Origin of the sequence: Clostridium sp., from assembly GCF_029258205.1 — a bacterium.
Taxonomy (GTDB): domain Bacteria; phylum Bacillota; class Clostridia; order Clostridiales; family Clostridiaceae; genus Sarcina.
Map to the genome: position 1 here is coordinate 60402 of NZ_JARHZJ010000026.1, position 15349 is coordinate 75750.

General features: G+C 26.9%; 23 protein-coding genes. All 23 read left to right on the forward strand.

Annotation, left to right across the window (positions count from 1 at the left end; translation table 11 throughout):
- The first annotated feature begins 11 nt into the window (after positions 1–11).
- The 23 genes from Q1J60_RS03685 to dxs all read left to right on the forward strand — a co-directional run bounded on the left by Q1J60_RS03685 (position 12) and on the right by dxs (position 15340).
- On the forward strand, positions 12–524 hold the full coding sequence (locus Q1J60_RS03685) for a type II secretion system protein (RefSeq protein ID WP_300258656.1): 513 nt from the start codon (positions 12–14) through the stop codon (positions 522–524).
- A 41-nt stretch (positions 525–565) separates the two neighbouring features.
- Positions 566–955, forward strand: a complete 390-nt coding sequence (locus tag Q1J60_RS03690; protein ID WP_300258658.1) for a hypothetical protein — start codon at positions 566–568, stop codon at positions 953–955.
- A complete protein-coding gene (locus Q1J60_RS03695; protein ID WP_300258659.1) occupies positions 942–1352 on the forward strand; it encodes a type IV pilin in 411 nt (136 codons plus the stop codon). Before Q1J60_RS03690 ends, Q1J60_RS03695 begins: the two co-directional genes overlap by 14 nt.
- A complete protein-coding gene (locus Q1J60_RS03700; RefSeq protein WP_300258660.1) occupies positions 1321–1929 on the forward strand; it encodes a hypothetical protein in 609 nt (202 codons plus the stop codon). The genes Q1J60_RS03695 and Q1J60_RS03700 overlap by 32 nt, the downstream gene beginning before the upstream one ends.
- Positions 1910–2338, forward strand: a complete 429-nt coding sequence (locus Q1J60_RS03705; RefSeq protein ID WP_300258662.1) for a hypothetical protein — start codon at positions 1910–1912, stop codon at positions 2336–2338. The genes Q1J60_RS03700 and Q1J60_RS03705 overlap by 20 nt, the downstream gene beginning before the upstream one ends.
- Positions 2335–2685 carry a hypothetical protein gene (locus Q1J60_RS03710; RefSeq protein WP_300258663.1) on the forward strand — a complete coding sequence of 117 codons (351 nt, stop codon included), beginning with the start codon at positions 2335–2337 and terminating at the stop codon, positions 2683–2685. Before Q1J60_RS03705 ends, Q1J60_RS03710 begins: the two co-directional genes overlap by 4 nt.
- Before the next feature lie 170 nt (positions 2686–2855).
- Complete coding sequence (gene efp, locus Q1J60_RS03715) at positions 2856–3413, forward strand: elongation factor P (RefSeq protein WP_003451649.1); 558 nt, start codon at positions 2856–2858, stop codon at positions 3411–3413.
- A gap of 114 nt (positions 3414–3527) precedes the next feature.
- Entirely contained in the window at positions 3528–3890 is a 363-nt protein-coding gene (locus Q1J60_RS03720; RefSeq protein WP_003451464.1) for a CD1247 N-terminal domain-containing protein, read from the forward strand.
- A 194-nt stretch (positions 3891–4084) separates the two neighbouring features.
- Positions 4085–4969 carry a stage III sporulation protein AA gene (gene spoIIIAA / locus Q1J60_RS03725; RefSeq protein WP_300258664.1) on the forward strand — a complete coding sequence of 295 codons (885 nt, stop codon included), beginning with the start codon at positions 4085–4087 and terminating at the stop codon, positions 4967–4969.
- A 148-nt stretch (positions 4970–5117) separates the two neighbouring features.
- Positions 5118–5633 carry a stage III sporulation protein SpoIIIAB gene (spoIIIAB, locus tag Q1J60_RS03730; RefSeq protein WP_300258666.1) on the forward strand — a complete coding sequence of 172 codons (516 nt, stop codon included), beginning with the start codon at positions 5118–5120 and terminating at the stop codon, positions 5631–5633.
- 74 nt (positions 5634–5707) lie between these two features.
- Entirely contained in the window at positions 5708–5905 is a 198-nt protein-coding gene (gene spoIIIAC, locus Q1J60_RS03735; RefSeq protein WP_011592695.1) for a stage III sporulation protein AC, read from the forward strand.
- A gap of 86 nt (positions 5906–5991) precedes the next feature.
- Positions 5992–6378 (forward strand): stage III sporulation protein AD, encoded by a 387-nt coding sequence (gene spoIIIAD, locus Q1J60_RS03740; protein ID WP_300258669.1) that lies wholly within the window; start codon positions 5992–5994, stop codon positions 6376–6378.
- 10 nt (positions 6379–6388) lie between these two features.
- The gene (spoIIIAE, locus tag Q1J60_RS03745; protein WP_300258672.1) at positions 6389–7561 is read left to right on the forward strand and encodes a stage III sporulation protein AE; all 1173 of its coding nucleotides are present in this window, start codon (positions 6389–6391) and stop codon (positions 7559–7561) included.
- A gap of 5 nt (positions 7562–7566) precedes the next feature.
- Positions 7567–8124, forward strand: a complete 558-nt coding sequence (gene spoIIIAF, locus Q1J60_RS03750) for a stage III sporulation protein AF (protein ID WP_300258675.1) — start codon at positions 7567–7569, stop codon at positions 8122–8124.
- A gap of 14 nt (positions 8125–8138) precedes the next feature.
- The gene (gene spoIIIAG / locus Q1J60_RS03755) at positions 8139–8744 is read left to right on the forward strand and encodes a stage III sporulation protein AG (protein WP_300258678.1); all 606 of its coding nucleotides are present in this window, start codon (positions 8139–8141) and stop codon (positions 8742–8744) included.
- Positions 8745–8769: 25 nt separating this feature from the next.
- The gene (locus tag Q1J60_RS03760; RefSeq protein ID WP_300258681.1) at positions 8770–9267 is read left to right on the forward strand and encodes a SpoIIIAH-like family protein; all 498 of its coding nucleotides are present in this window, start codon (positions 8770–8772) and stop codon (positions 9265–9267) included.
- Between the two features lie 84 nt (positions 9268–9351).
- On the forward strand, positions 9352–9741 hold the full coding sequence (locus tag Q1J60_RS03765) for an Asp23/Gls24 family envelope stress response protein (protein ID WP_003451410.1): 390 nt from the start codon (positions 9352–9354) through the stop codon (positions 9739–9741).
- A 118-nt stretch (positions 9742–9859) separates the two neighbouring features.
- Positions 9860–10267, forward strand: coding sequence for a transcription antitermination factor NusB (gene nusB, locus Q1J60_RS03770; RefSeq protein WP_300258684.1), 408 nt, complete (start codon positions 9860–9862; stop codon positions 10265–10267).
- Between the two features lie 47 nt (positions 10268–10314).
- The gene (locus Q1J60_RS03775) at positions 10315–11148 is read left to right on the forward strand and encodes a bifunctional methylenetetrahydrofolate dehydrogenase/methenyltetrahydrofolate cyclohydrolase (protein ID WP_300258686.1); all 834 of its coding nucleotides are present in this window, start codon (positions 10315–10317) and stop codon (positions 11146–11148) included.
- A 1-nt stretch (position 11149) separates the two neighbouring features.
- Complete coding sequence (gene xseA, locus Q1J60_RS03780; RefSeq protein ID WP_300258688.1) at positions 11150–12352, forward strand: exodeoxyribonuclease VII large subunit; 1203 nt, start codon at positions 11150–11152, stop codon at positions 12350–12352.
- An 18-nt stretch (positions 12353–12370) separates the two neighbouring features.
- Positions 12371–12598 (forward strand): exodeoxyribonuclease VII small subunit, encoded by a 228-nt coding sequence (locus Q1J60_RS03785; RefSeq protein WP_300258690.1) that lies wholly within the window; start codon positions 12371–12373, stop codon positions 12596–12598.
- Positions 12588–13460, forward strand: a complete 873-nt coding sequence (locus Q1J60_RS03790) for a polyprenyl synthetase family protein (RefSeq protein WP_300258692.1) — start codon at positions 12588–12590, stop codon at positions 13458–13460. Before Q1J60_RS03785 ends, Q1J60_RS03790 begins: the two co-directional genes overlap by 11 nt.
- Positions 13461–13480: 20 nt before the next feature.
- The gene (dxs, locus tag Q1J60_RS03795) at positions 13481–15340 is read left to right on the forward strand and encodes a 1-deoxy-D-xylulose-5-phosphate synthase (protein ID WP_300258694.1); all 1860 of its coding nucleotides are present in this window, start codon (positions 13481–13483) and stop codon (positions 15338–15340) included.
- Positions 15341–15349 lie beyond the last annotated feature (9 nt).

The following is a 15349-nucleotide window of genomic DNA, read 5'->3' on the forward strand; positions in this document are numbered from 1 at the left end:
GAAATATAAATATGGAAGATGAGAGATATAAAAAGAAAGGATATCTATTAGTAGATATAGTTTTAGCATTGGCATTAGTATCAATACTTTTCTTAGGAATAGGAAAAAGTTATAGAACTTATATTAACAATAACTATTATATTAAAGAGAAAATAAAAGTAGTAGAAATTATTAATTCTTTAGCTATGGAGCTAAAATATAATACATCCTTTGAAGATTTAAGACGTATTGATAGTGGAATATATAAAATAGATGATTTAAATGTAAATGATTTAATAAACAATGATATTGAAGAAGTTCTTAGAAAAAATTTAATTCTAAATAGTGAGCGAAATTATGGTTTAGGCTGGACTATTAATATAATCCATGTTGATCAATATGAAAGTATTATTAATATAATTTATAAAAATGAAAAACCATATATAAGTGAAAATAAGGAGGTGAAAATATACAAATTTTTAGAAAAATCTCCTCAAAAATTAGAAAAACTATTTCAAAAAGAAGAAGAAAAGCATATTTATTAATTGAACTATGTATTTATTTAGGTGCTTTAGGAATTATAACCTTGAGTTTAACAAAGAATTTGATTTTTTATGTTAAGGAGTATAAAAGATTTATTCCAAAAGAGAAACAACTAAATTATTTGTTAGATGCAGAGATGTACTTAAATCATAGGTTTTGGGATAATATGGTTGAAGATATAAAGATAAATAAAGATAAAGACTATATTGTAGTTAAATTTTGGAGAAATGGTATGGTAGCAGAAGATAAAATAGAAATAATAAAAAGTAAATTATATGTTTATTATAATTATACAGAATATGGAGGAAATTATTCACCTGCGCTTATAGAAAATATTGAAGAATTTGATGTGGTAGAAAAGGAAAATTTGTTTTATATAAAATTAAAGGTTAAAAATCAAGAAGAAAGGGTATATTGTTATGAAAAGGTGTAAGGGATTTGTATCTATAGAGGTTATGTTAGTTTCACTAGTTTGTAGCATGATAGTTACAATACTTATGGATAACTCATTTCAAAGAAGAAAAGAACTTGATAGAAGTTTTAAAATAATAGGTGCTAATATAGATAAAAATAACTTAGAGGAGGAGTTTATAAATTATATGTTAAAAGAAAATGTTTTGAATAAGGATAATTTTCAAGAGCTAAAATTTTCTTTGAATAATATGAAGGCTGAGTACAGTGAGGAAGATAAGATTTTAAATATTAAAAATAAGGATAAAATAAGCGGACTTTTTAAGGAAACTTATTATGAAATAAAAGTTATAAATGATGATATTATCTTGTCAAAAAGGGGAAATTATGAGTTTAGTAACAAAAACTTTAGTAATTAATGATACAAATGATATTTCAAAACTCAAGGATTTAAAAGATAAAAGAGTAAAAATTATTCTTTTAAATGAAAGGATATTTATAGAAACACTTAAGGTGAATAAGAAGTGTAATATCCAAGAAAAAATAGAACAACTTATAAAAGATAGATTTTTTAATTACACACCATTAGTTCATTATGAGGTATTAAAATATAACAAAAGTTTATTTTTGATAGTATATTTTATTGGTTGTGATGAGAATTTTAAAAATTTATTATATGAAAGAAAGGATTTTGTTTTATCCTTTCCTGAACTTAAAAATAAAAATATATCAGTTTTTAATAAAGTTACTTTTGAACTTAAAAATTTGAAAATAAGTATTTATATAAAAGGTAAACTAGTTTTATTAAAGAGTATAAAAAATTCTAATGTTATTGAAGCTATAGAAGAGAGTCTTAAAAGTATAGAGAATGATTTTAGAATATCTGTAAAAGACTTTACTTTTAAAATCCAGAAAGAGTATTTAACAGAAGAAGTAAAAGAATGGTTTAATGGTTTAAAATTAAATGAGATTAGAGGTGAGGACAATTTATATTAAAAAATATAAAAAATTTTTACCAATTGAATATGTAGATGAATATAACAAAAAAATAAAGAAAAAGCTAACTATATACATATTACTTTTATTAGTATTTAATTTGTTTTTTTATGGAAAAATTAAGACTGAAGATAATAAAATAGAAAATTATTTAAGTGAAACAAATGTAGTTGATAGTGAAAAGTCTTTAGACGAAGGGTTTTTAGAAGATATAAATAAGTTAAAGAAAATAATTGAAGGAGGAAAAATATTGAATTTAAATCTAGAGAGAAAAAGTTTTGAAGTAGAAGTCAATAGTAATTATAAAAATTCTGTTATTAATGATATTAATAACATCAATGGAAGAGTAGAAGATATAAGATTAAATGAATCTAATAATACTTATATACTAAGAGGAGAATTAATTTGAAAAAGTTAAAATTAGATGTAACTTTAGCTAATATTTTAATAGTTATTTTATTGATACAAGGCATAGATCTCTTCAACTTAAGAAATTATGAACTTCCAGTAGTAAAAAATTCTATGGAAGAAGATAAAGATTTAAATACAGTATTAAAAAATATAGAAAATAAAGATTGTACTGTTTTACAATTTGAATATAAAGATGGATGGACAGGTGAAGTTTTGTTCAGAGGTTCTTTAGAGGATTTGATTAATTATGTGAACTTATTAAAAAATAATAATATTCATATAAAAAATTATAAAATAGAAAAATCGGAAGAATTAAAGTGCTTTTTAGAGCTTAAGGTTGTATAGTCTTGTAAATTTAATGAAAATAATTGCATTTATTATTAGCTTTTGATAAAATATGATTGTTGTTTTACACTTTAAATAGTAAATAAGTAACAAGGTAACTCTAGAGGGTATTAATTTATCTTAAAGGGTTATAATATAAAATGAATTAATAGATTTTGGAGGGATACTTAATGATATCAGGAAGTGATTTAAGAAAAGGAACTACTTTTGAACTGGATGGACAAGTATACACAGTTATAGACTTTTTACACGTTAAACCAGGAAAAGGTGCTGCTTTCGTTAGAACTAAATTAAGAAACGTTATAATGGGTGGTGTTACAGACAGAACTTTCAACCCAACTGATAAATTACAAGAAGCTATAATCGAAAGAAAAGAAATGCAATACCTTTATTCAGATGGAGAATTATACTACTTCATGGATCAAGAGACTTTCGAGCAAATTCCTTTAAACCATGAAAAAGTTGAAGATGCTATAAAATTCTTAAAAGAAAACATGAACGCTGTAATCAAATTCTACAAAGGAGAAGCTTTCTCAGTAGAAGCTCCAAACTTTGTTGAGTTATTAATAACTGAGTGTGAACCAAGTGTTAAAGGAAACACTGCTACTACAGCTATGAAAACTGCAGTTGTTGAAACTGGTGCAACAGTTATGGTTCCTATGTTCGTTGAAGAAGGAAACACTATAAGAATAGATACTAGAACTGGCGAGTACATGGAAAGAGTTTAATAAAAAACTCGATTTAAATGTATTTAAGTCAAATTTATCTAGTGAATATAGATAAAAATAAATTTATGCTAAGCTTTTGAAGCTTAGCATATTTAATATAAGGAAGTGATTTCAGTGAAGGATATTAAAAATAATATTAGCAACTTACTTAAAGCTATGGATAAAAACACTGAGTTAGATAAAGAATTTAAGGATTCCTTACTTAATGTAATTTCATCTTTAGTTGATAAGGTTGAAGAGTTACAAGTTAATGTTGAAACTTTAGATGAAAATGTAAATCTACTAAATGATGATTTAAGTGGAGTACAGGATGAACTTTTTGAAGAGCTAACTTTAGAAGAGCTTGAAGAATATGATGATGAATATTGTGAAGTAGTTTGTGATAAATGTCATAAGCCTATATACATAGAAAAAGATATATTAAACAGATCTGAAAGTATACCTTGTCCTTATTGTGGAAATGAATTTGAAGTTTAATAAACTGTGCCTTATAAAAGGTACAGTTTATTTTTTTATCCAAAATTAGAAAATAGTTAGAATAGTTTTTTATGTAAAGTAATACATTTAAATATATTCAAAAAAGATGTACCAAAAAGATTTATTATTTTAAAAATAATTAGAATAATTTCTTATGTAAACTAATAAATTTTAATAGAAAGGGAGGAGGTACTTTGAAAGAAATATTTGCTGTATTACCAGAAAAGATAAATTCTTGTTTAAAAGACAAAAGTAATTTAAGTAAATTACAAGAGATTAGAGTTAAGGTTGGAAAGCCTCTTAACATAGTTTTAGATAATACAGAAACAATTTTCAATTATGTAATAACGAGAGAGGATGTTAAAACCATAATTCAAAAAATAAGTAACTACTCTTTATATGCTTTTGAGGAGGATATAAGACAAGGATATATAACTATCCAAGGAGGACATAGAGTTGGATTGGCAGGTCAATGTGTAATAGAAGATAATTGTATTAAAACTATTAGGAATATAACTTCTTTAAATATAAGAGTTTGTAGAGAAATATTAGGTTGTTCAAATAGTTTAATGAATAGCTTAGTAGAAAATAATAGAGTGAATAATACTTTAATAATATCTCCACCTAAATGTGGTAAAACCACACTTTTAAGAGATATTACAAGAAATATATCTAATGGAATTTCTCAAATTGGTTTTAAGGGGAAGAGAACAGTTGTAATTGATGAAAGAAGTGAAATAGCTGCTTGTTACAATGGAATTCCCCAAATGAATGTAGGAATAAGAACTGATGTATATGATAATTGTATAAAAAGTGAAGGTATGATGATGGCCGTAAGAGGGCTTTCACCAGAAGTTATTATATGTGATGAGATTGGAACTTATAAAGATATGGAAGGATTAATGATGGCATATAATTCAGGAGTTAGTATTATAGCTACCTTGCATGGAAGAAATATTGAAGAATTGTATAAGAGACCTGTTTTTAGGGAAGTTGTAAAAAATAATATAATAAATAAAGTTGTAGTTCTTAGCGCTAAAAAAGGAATTGGAACTATTGAAGGTATATATAATGTTTAATGATATTTAACATAATAAAATTAATTTTTCATAGATCTTTTATAAAGAGTAGTTATATATTTTTTAAAATTGAATGTTTAAAATATTAAGCTAAAAGGTATAAAAATAACATATATATTATCAAAGTTATCTTTAATAGGAGGATAAAATGAAAATTTTTTTTCTGCTTATTATAGTTCTGCTTAGCTCCTTAATTGGATACCTATATGGAGAAGGATTTAGAAATAGACTTTTACAACTTAGAGAGTTAAAAAGAGCTTTAATAGATTTTGAAAATGATATTGTTTATACTTATACTCCTTTACCAGAGAGTATAGAGAGTATAGCCTTAAAAGCTAAAAGTCCAATAAAAGAGTTATTTGATGAAATTTCTTTAAAATTAAAAAATAATCAAGTGGAAAATGTATATATGGCTTTTAAAGAAAGTATAAATGAACATAAGAAAGAAATGAATCTAATGAATAAGGATTTTGAAATTTTATTAGATCTTTCAAAGTCTTTAGGAGAAACCAATGTAGAGGGACAAATTAAGATATTTAATTTAGCAAAAGAAAAGCTAGATATAGAATTAGAAGTAGCTGAAGATGAGTGTAATAAAAATACTAAGATATATAGATGTTTAGGCGTTGCAATAGGTGCAATGATAGCTATTTTTCTTGTTTAGTCTAATAGATTTTTAGGAAAGAAATTTTGATTTTGGACTATTTATAAGAGTTAAGTTTTAGGGGGAGGCCATATATGTCGGATTTATCTTTGATTTTTCAGATTGCAGGAGTTGGTATAGTGCTTGTTATACTAGATAAAGTTCTTGAACAAAGTGGAAAAAAGGAATATGCAACTTTAGCGAATATAGTTGGGGTAGTGATAATACTTACTATGATGATTCAACTTATAAGTAGATTATTTTCTTCTGTTAAATCTATGTTTTTATTTTAATAGATTTATGAAATACATTCAGAAGGGGGTGGCTATGACAGTAATCTAAGGTTCAAATAAAGAAAAGATTACTGGCAAAATTAAATATGGATATAGTTATACAAGTAATAAGTTTTGTACTCATAAGTTTGTTTTTATATCTCGTCTTACAAGATAATAAGAGCACCTTTGCAGTTTTTCTTCTTTTAGGAGCTGGCATAGTAATTTTTCTTTTTGTAATGCCTTATGTTAATGAAATAATAGTATTTATGCAGGATATAGCAAGAGAGTCTGGAATGGATTCATCATATATTGCTATAGTTATGAAAATTATTGCCATAGCATATCTTTCTACTTTTTGTAGTTATATATGTAATGATGCAGGGGTCACATTACTAGGTAAGAAGGTAGAGTTTACAGGAAAAATCATGATTCTCTTATTAGCTATACCAATAATGGCTAATATTTTGAATTCTATTTTAAGTATAATGTAGGAGCTAAGATATGAAAAAGTTAATAAACATAATATTATTATCTCTTATCTTTGTATTTTGCTTTAACTTAAAAGTTTTGGCGAATGATAACTTAGAGAGTTCAAAAGAAAAAATAGACAATGACTCAAGAATAGAAAGATTTTATGATTATATAAATAATTTAGAAACAGAAGAAGATATATTAGGTAATATGTCTGCTAAGGAATATATAATGAATTATTTAGAAAATGGAGAAGATCCAATAACATTAAAGAAAATAGGGGCTTCAATACTTAGCTATATGTTTAGAGAACTTAACATAGTTTTAAAGTTTATCGCTTCAATATTAGTAATTGCCCTTTTAAGTGCCTTGCTTAAAAATTTACAAGATGCTTTTAATATTGAAGAGGGAGTAACACAGGTAGCATTTTTTGCTTGCTATGCCCTACTTATAATGCTTTTAACTAAAAGTTTCTTTATATCTCTTAACTTAGGAAAAGAAGTCCTAACTTCAATTATAGATTTTATGAATGTTATTGTTCCTGTTATTGTAATGCTTATAGCTACATCAGGTGGAGTAACATCAGCTGTTACTATAGACCCAATAGTACTAGGAGCAGTTTCTATAACTCCTAGAATTTACACATACTTTTTATTCCCATTAATACTAGCATATTTTACATTACAGTTTGTTAATAATCTTTCTAGCGAATTTAAAATAGAGAGAATGTGTACTTTTATAAAACAGCTTGTTATGATATCTCAAGGATTTATATTGACAATATTTATTGGAATATTAACTTTAAGAGGAATGACTTCAGATACCTTAGATGCAGTAGCTGTAAAAACAGTTAAGTTTGCTGTAGATAATTTTGTACCTATAGTGGGAAAAGCATTTTCAGATGCAGTAACAACAGTAGCAGGATATTCTTTAGCATTGAAAAGTGTAATAACTTCTTTAGGAGTAATAGTTCTAGTTGTAATTGTAATTTATCCAATAATAAAAATAGGTCTTATGGCTATATGTTTTAAACTTACGTCAGCAGTTATTGAGCCTGTTGTCGATTCAAAGATTTCTAGCAGTGTAGAAACCGTTGGAGAAGCATTATTTATGATAATGTCATGCATAATAAGTGTAAGTATAATGTTCTTTATTATGGTATCTATGATGGCTACGGCAGGTAATTTTATTGTAGGAGGATAGAAAAAATGGAATTTTTAAAAAATTGGATTTCAACACTTTGTGTTGTTATAGTCATCATATCTATTGCTCATATAATTTTACCTAATTCTTCGATAAAAAAACATGTTAAGTTTGCATTTTCATTAATAATACTTTCTGTAATGTTATCACCAATAATAGGGCTTTTGACTTTGAATAAGGATATAGATGAAACTGTTTTTGAGGATAAAATAAGTTATGTTGGAATAGAAGATAAAGAAAAAAAGTCATTGTATGATGAAGAGTCCATTTTAAAAAGTGTTGAGAAAAACTTAGAAAAGTCATTAAAAGATGAATTCTATGAGAATGAATTTGGGGTTAATTTAATTGGAAAGATAGATTTTGATGAAGTGAAATTTAATATTGAAAAAGCAGAAATTACAGTTTTAGATAAAAAAAAAGTAAAAAAAGTAGATAAGGTTGTTGTTGGAAAAGAAATGGTTAATAAAGAAGAGGAAAAAGATTCTTTTTTAGAAAAAATTGAAAAATTTGTTGAAAAGGAACTTGAAATTTCTCATGAAAATATAATTGTTTCATATGCATAGGAGGGAATATAAAGGTGCTGGGGTTAAAGGATAGAATATCTAAAATTTTAAAACAGAAGAATATTACTAATTTAATAATATTACTTTTATTAGTTATAATGATTTATTTAGTTGTGTCATATTTTACAGGTGTAAACAATATAACTAAGAGTGAGAAAACTAATTTAGAAAAAGTATCAAAAGAAGATGTCAATAGTAATAGTCAAAAAGATTCAGAGGTTTTAAGTTATCAAGAAAAGCAAGAAAAAGATTTAGAGAGGATATTAGGAAAAATAAATGGAGTAGGATCAGTAGATGTAGTAATAAACTTTCAAAGTAGTGAAGTAAAAGTACCAGCATTAGATAATTCTTCTCAAAAAAGTACTACAGAAGAAACTGATAGCGAAGGAGGAAAAAGAGTTAATTCACAAGAAACAGATGGAGATAAAATAGTTATGTCAAATAGTTCAAATGGAAGTGAACCAGTTATATTAAAGACAGAAAAACCAGAGGTTTTAGGGGTCATGGTTGTGGCTGAAGGAGCAGAAGATAGCAAAATAAAGTATGAAATAACAAAAGCAATATCAAGCTTATATAACATAAGTGTAGATAAGGTAAATGTATTAGCTATGAAAAAATAAAATTGAAATTTATGGAGGGTTCATTATGAATAAAAAACAAGCAGGGATAATTTTAACACTTTTAGCATTAATAGTTTGTACTGGAGTTCTAGCAACAAGAGTTAACAATCAAATCAAAGAGAGTATGGGAGAAGTTCCTACAGCTTTTGGAGAAAATGATGACAATGCAACTGAAACATCTTCAAATTATTTTTATGAATCAAGAAATTTAAGAGAACAAAAAGATTCTAAAACTATTGATAACTTAAAAGCTATAGTAGAAGATAAAAACACTTCAGCAGAGCAAAAAGAAGAAGCTGAAAAAGAATTAACTGAAAAGACTATGGCAAGAGATTATGAAACAAGAATAGAACTTAGTATAAAGAGTAAAGGTTATGAAGATGTAATATGTTTTATAGATGGTGATAATGCTAAGGTTGTAGTTAAGACTAATGAAGAGTTAACTAAAGAGAAAATGGTTGAAATTCAAGATATAGTTATGAATGTATCAAAAGTATATGACGTTGATATAGAAAAAAAATAATTAATTGTATTGTAATTAGTTATTTGCTATAATGAACCTATAACTAATTAAGTTTCGTGAAGATTAGTAGGAGGGTTCAGCTTTATGAATGAAATGAATAGAGATGAAGCTAACTTAGGTATAGTTAATATATCTGATGAAGTTATCGGTGTCGTAGCTGGTATAGCTGCATCTGAGATAGACGGAATACTAGAGATAAATCATAATAATAGCACTGGAATAGGACATAAATTTTCAAAGAAAAGTTTAGGTAAGGGCATTAAGGTTAATGTAGAGAATGGTGAAGCTGTTATTGAGATTGGTGTTACTGTTCAATACGGAATTAAGATCCCTGATGTAGTTTCTCAAGTGCAAGAAAACGTAAGAAGGACTGTTGAAGCTATAACTGGACTTAAGGTGGCACTAGTGAACATATATGTGCAAAACATAATTATCTTAAAAGAAGAAGATAAAAATGAAATATTAAAAAAATAGTAGTCACCCTCTGATTTCAGAGGGTGTTTCATTGTGTTAAATCATTAACTATATGATTAATAATATAAATTAAGACAATAATACTAAATAGAGTATTTTCAAAACATAGGAGGATATAATGAATAGAGTAAAATCAAGAGAATATTTATTACAATTAGCTTACCAAATGGAAATAACTTCAGAAACTGCATCAGAAACTTTCAATTCTTTTATTGAGAACGAAGATATTTCTAAGGATGATTTAGATTTAGAATACATAAAATCAGGATTATTAGGAATAGAAAAAAATAAAGAAAAGTTAGATTCTCTAATACAAAGTCAACTTGTAAAATGGAAATTAAACAGAATTTCAAAAGTTAACTTATCAATTTTAAGAATTTCTACATATGAAATGTTATTTACAGATGATATACCAGGAAAGGTATCAATAAATGAAGCTATTGAATTATGTAAAAAATATTCAGATAATAAATCAGTTTCATTTATAAATGGAGTTTTAGATAAAGTATATAAGAATATTCAATAAGGATAAAATTTATATTTACTAGAATTATAGATTTGGAGGGGCAGGTAATGGATAAGATTTTAAGCGGAAAAACAGTGGCTATAGACATAAAGGGGCAAATTAAGAGTTATACAGAGAAATTAAAAGCTTCTGGAAAGTCTTTAAAGATATCGTCTATACTAGTTGGGGATGATGGAGGCTCAGTATATTACCAAAACTTCCAAGAAAAATTAGCTAATAATTTAGGAATAGATTTTGAGAAGATAAAACTAGATGAAAGTATTTCAGAAGAAAATCTAAAACTTAAGATAGAAGAGTTAAATAAAGATGATAGTGTAAATGGAATAATGCTTTTATTACCTTTACCAAAGCATATTGATGAGAGAGAAGTTACAAATTTAATAGATGTAGATAAAGACTTAGATTGTCTTTCAGATGTAAGTGTAGGTAGATTTTATAAGGGAGAGAAGTGTTTTATGCCATGCACACCAAACAGTGTAATAACTCTTTTAAAAGCTTATAACATTGAAATTGAGGGGAAAGAAGTTGTTATTATTGGAAGAAGTAATATAGTTGGTAAACCTCTTTTTCAAATGTTTTTAAATGAAAATGCTACAGTAACTGTATGTCATTCAAGAACTAAGAACTTAAAAGAAGTTTGCAAGAGAGCTGACATATTAGTAGTAGCTATTGGAAGGGCTAATTTCATAGATTCTTCTTATGTTAGAGAAGGAGCGGTTGTTATTGATGTAGGAACTAGTGAGGTTAATGGTAAAATAACTGGAGATGTTAATTTTGATGATGTTTATGAAAAAGTATCATTAATTACACCAGTTCCAGGAGGCGTAGGGTCTTTAACTACGACTCTTCTTTTAAAAAATGTTTGTAAGGAGTTAGATTAGAATGAAACTAAAGACATTATCTGTTAGTGAAGTTAATAACTACGTTAAAAAGTTAGTTGAAAATGACTTTATATTAAAGAATCTTAATGTCAAAGGTGAAATATCTAATTTAAAATTCCATTCAAGTGGTCATATTTATTTTTCATTAAAAGATGAAAATAGCAAGGTTAACTGCATTATGTTTAAAAATAATGCAGTTAATTTGGATTTTAGACTAGAAGAAGGAATGAAGGTAGAGGTAAAAGCTAGATTAGGTGTTTATCATAAAGAAGGAACTTATCAGCTTTACTGTGAGAATATTAAAAAAGCAGGTATTGGAGAACTTTTTGAAGAATTCCATAAATTAAAAAAAGAGCTTAGTAAGGAAGGGATTTTTGATGAAAAATATAAGAGAGAATTACCAAAATTCCCTAAGAGAATTGGAATAATTACAGCAAGGACTGGAGCGGCAATAAGGGATATAATAAACGTAATTCAAAGAAGAAATAAATCTTTAGATATTATTTTATATCCAGCAAAGGTTCAAGGAGAAAATTCAGCAGATTCAATAATTGAAGGTATTAGATATTTTAATAATAAGAAATCAGTTGATGTTATCATATTAGGTAGAGGTGGAGGATCTATTGAAGAACTTTGGGCTTTTAATAATAGAGAATTAGCATATGAGATATTTAATAGCAGAATACCTACTGTATCAGCTGTTGGTCACGAAGTGGATTTTACTATTAGTGATTTTGTAAGTGATATGAGAGCACCTACACCATCAGCAGCAGGAGAGTTAGTGTCTCCATCATTACAAGAAATGATAAATGATCTAGCAAATAAAAAAGAGTTCTTACAAAGGGCTATTGACAGAAGATTTTTAAATGCAAAGAGTAATATAGATTTATTATACAAAGAATTAAAAGCTAATAATCCTAGACATATAATTGAAAAAAGAATAAAAGAAGTACATACTTTAGAAGAAAAGCTCAATTTTTTAGGAAAAAGAAAAATTGATAAGACAAAAGATGAGGTTATTGCTTTAAATAGCATATTACAAACTTTAAATCCATTAAGCACCTTAGGAAGAGGGTATTCAGTAATAATGGATAAGGAAGATAAAGTAATTAACGAAGTAAGTGAATTAAAAAATAATGATATGGTAAAAGTGATAATGAAGGATGGTTCCGTTAATATAGATATAAAAATTATTAATGAATAAGGAGCAAAGAGAGAGAAAATGGCTAGAAAAGAAACTAATTATGAAAGTATGGTTAGTGAATTAAATGAAATCGTAAAGCAACTTGAAAATGGGGAGTTGACCTTAGAAGAGTCTATAAAAAGCTATGAAAATGGCGTTAAAATAATAAATAAACTATACAAAAAGCTCAACACTTTAGAAGGAAAGATAAAAGTTGTTGAAGATGAAAAAGAGGAAGACTTTGGAGGATACAGCAATGAATATTAATAGCTTAAAAGAGGAAATTGACCAGTCTTTAAAAGCTTATTTTAATAAAGATAGAGAATACAATAAAGTTTTATATGATTCAATGTCATATAGTATAAATGTAGGGGGAAAAAGAATAAGACCAATATTGATGCTTTTATCTTACTATATTTATAAAAGCGATTATAAAAAAATAGTAACACCTGCAATGGCCATAGAAATGATACACACTTATTCTTTAATACATGATGACTTACCATGTATGGATGATGATGATTTAAGAAGAGGGAAGCCTACAAATCATAAGGTTTTTGGAGAAGCTATTGCTGTTTTAGCTGGAGATGCTCTTTTAAATGAAGCTATAAAAATTTTAGTTGATTATTCTTTAGAAAAAGGAAGAAATGCATTAAAAGCAACTAAGATAATTGCAGATGCCGCAGGATCAGATGGTATGATTGGCGGACAAATTGTTGATATAATAAATGAAGATAAGGAAGAAATTTCTTTAGAAGAATTAGACTACATGCACTTAAAGAAAACAGGCGAACTTATAAAAGCTTCAATAATATCTGGAGCAGTTTTAGCAGAAGCTTCAGAGGGAGATATTAAAAAATTAGAGGACTTTGGATATAAGTTAGGCTTAGCATTTCAAATAAAAGATGATATATTAGATGTAGTGGGAAATGCAAAAGATTTAGGGAAGAATGTTCACAAAGACCAAGAAAGTAATAAAAATAATTATATAACCATTTTTGGATTGGAAGAATGTAAGAAAAAATGTGTGAATATAACTGAGGAATGTATAGAGATATTAAATTCAATAGAAGGAAATACAGAACCTTTAAAAGTGTTAACTATGAAACTTCTAGAGAGAAAATTTTAATAATAAAGGATTTGGTTTAAATGAGTGAAATTCTACAGAGAATAACTGATCCTAAAGAAATAAAGGATTTAGATGAGAAAGAATTAGAAATATTAGCTAAAGATTTAAGAGAGTTTTTAATTGAAAGTGTTTCAAATACTGGAGGACATTTAGCTTCAAACTTAGGAGTTGTTGATTTAACAGTAGCATTATTTAAAAATTTTGATTTTAGTGAAGATAGAATAATATGGGATGTTGGACATCAATCTTATGCCTATAAGGTTTTAACAGGAAGAAAAGATAAATTTAATACTTTAAGACAATATGGCGGATTATGTGGTTTTCCTAAGAGAACAGAAAGTGAATATGATTTCTTTGCTACTGGACATAGTAGTACGTCACTATCTTCAGCAGCAGGGATGGCGAGAGCTCAGAAGCTGCTTGGAAAGCAAAATAAAGTTATAGCAGTTATAGGAGATGGAGCATTAACTGGAGGAATGGCTTTAGAAGCATTAAACGACATTGGATATAGAAAAGATAATCTTATAATAATATTAAATGATAATCAAATGTCTATATGTAAAAATGTTGGAGGACTTGCAACTTATTTAAATAAGCTTAGAATGGGTGCAAGTTATAATAAATTAAAATCAGATATTGGATCAACTTTAGATACTACTTATATTGGAAAAAGAGTAAAGAGCTCTCTTTCAAAAGTAAAAGAGGGTATTAAAAAAATTGTTGTACCAAGCATGTATTTTGAAGATATTGGATTAAAGTATTTTGGTCCAGTAGATGGACATAATATTAGAGAGTTAAATGAGATTCTAAGTATAGCTAAAAATATAAAAGGCCCAGTAATAATACATACAGTTACTAAAAAAGGAAAAGGCTATGAATTAGCAGAAAAAAATCCTAATAAGTATCATGGAGTATCTCCTTTTGATTTAGAACAAGGAATAATTTCAAAGTTTGCAAGTAGAAATTATTCTTCTACTTTTGGGGAAGCCATGATTAAATTAGCTAAAAATGATGATAAGATTGTTGCAATTACTGCTTCTATGCCAGATGGAACAGGATTAAAGGAATTTAGAGAAGAATTTCCTAATAGATTTTTTGACGTAGGAATAGCAGAGCAACATGCTGTTACTTTAGCAGCTGGAATGGCAGCTGAGGGATTAAAACCATTCTTTGCAGTTTATTCAACTTTTCTACAAAGAGCTTATGATCAAGTTTTACATGATGTGTGCATGCAAAATTTACCTATTAAACTTTGTTTAGATAGGGCTGGATTAGTTGGGGAAGATGGAGAAACGCATCAAGGAATATTTGATATTTCATTTTTATCTCCAATGCCTAATATGACTATTGTTGCTCCTAAGTGTTTAGATGAAATGGAAGTTATTTTAAAATGGGCAAGTGATTTTAATGAACCTTTAGCTATAAGATATCCAAGAGGTGGAGATATTGATGTTAATTTAAAACCATTAAGTAAAATAGAATATGGAAAATGGGAAAAAGTTAAAGATGGAGAGAAAATAGCAATAGTTGCTAATGGTAAAATGGTTCAACATGCTATGATTGCTACACAAAAAATAAAAGAAGAAAAAAATATAGATATTTTAATTATAAATGCAACATTTATAAAACCTATGGATAAGGAAGTATTAAATTCTTTATCAAAAGATGGATTCAAGATTGTAACTATTGAAGATAATATTAAAAAAGGCGGTTTTGGGGAAGGTGTTCTAGAATATTTAAATGAAATTGGACATAAAGAAAAAGTTGTTACATTAGCATTTGATGATAAGTTCATAGAACATGGTAAACCTGATATTTTATATGAAGTTAATGGATTAGATGCAGAAGGCATAAAAAATACATTAATTGAATTACTTTAAAGGAGAACA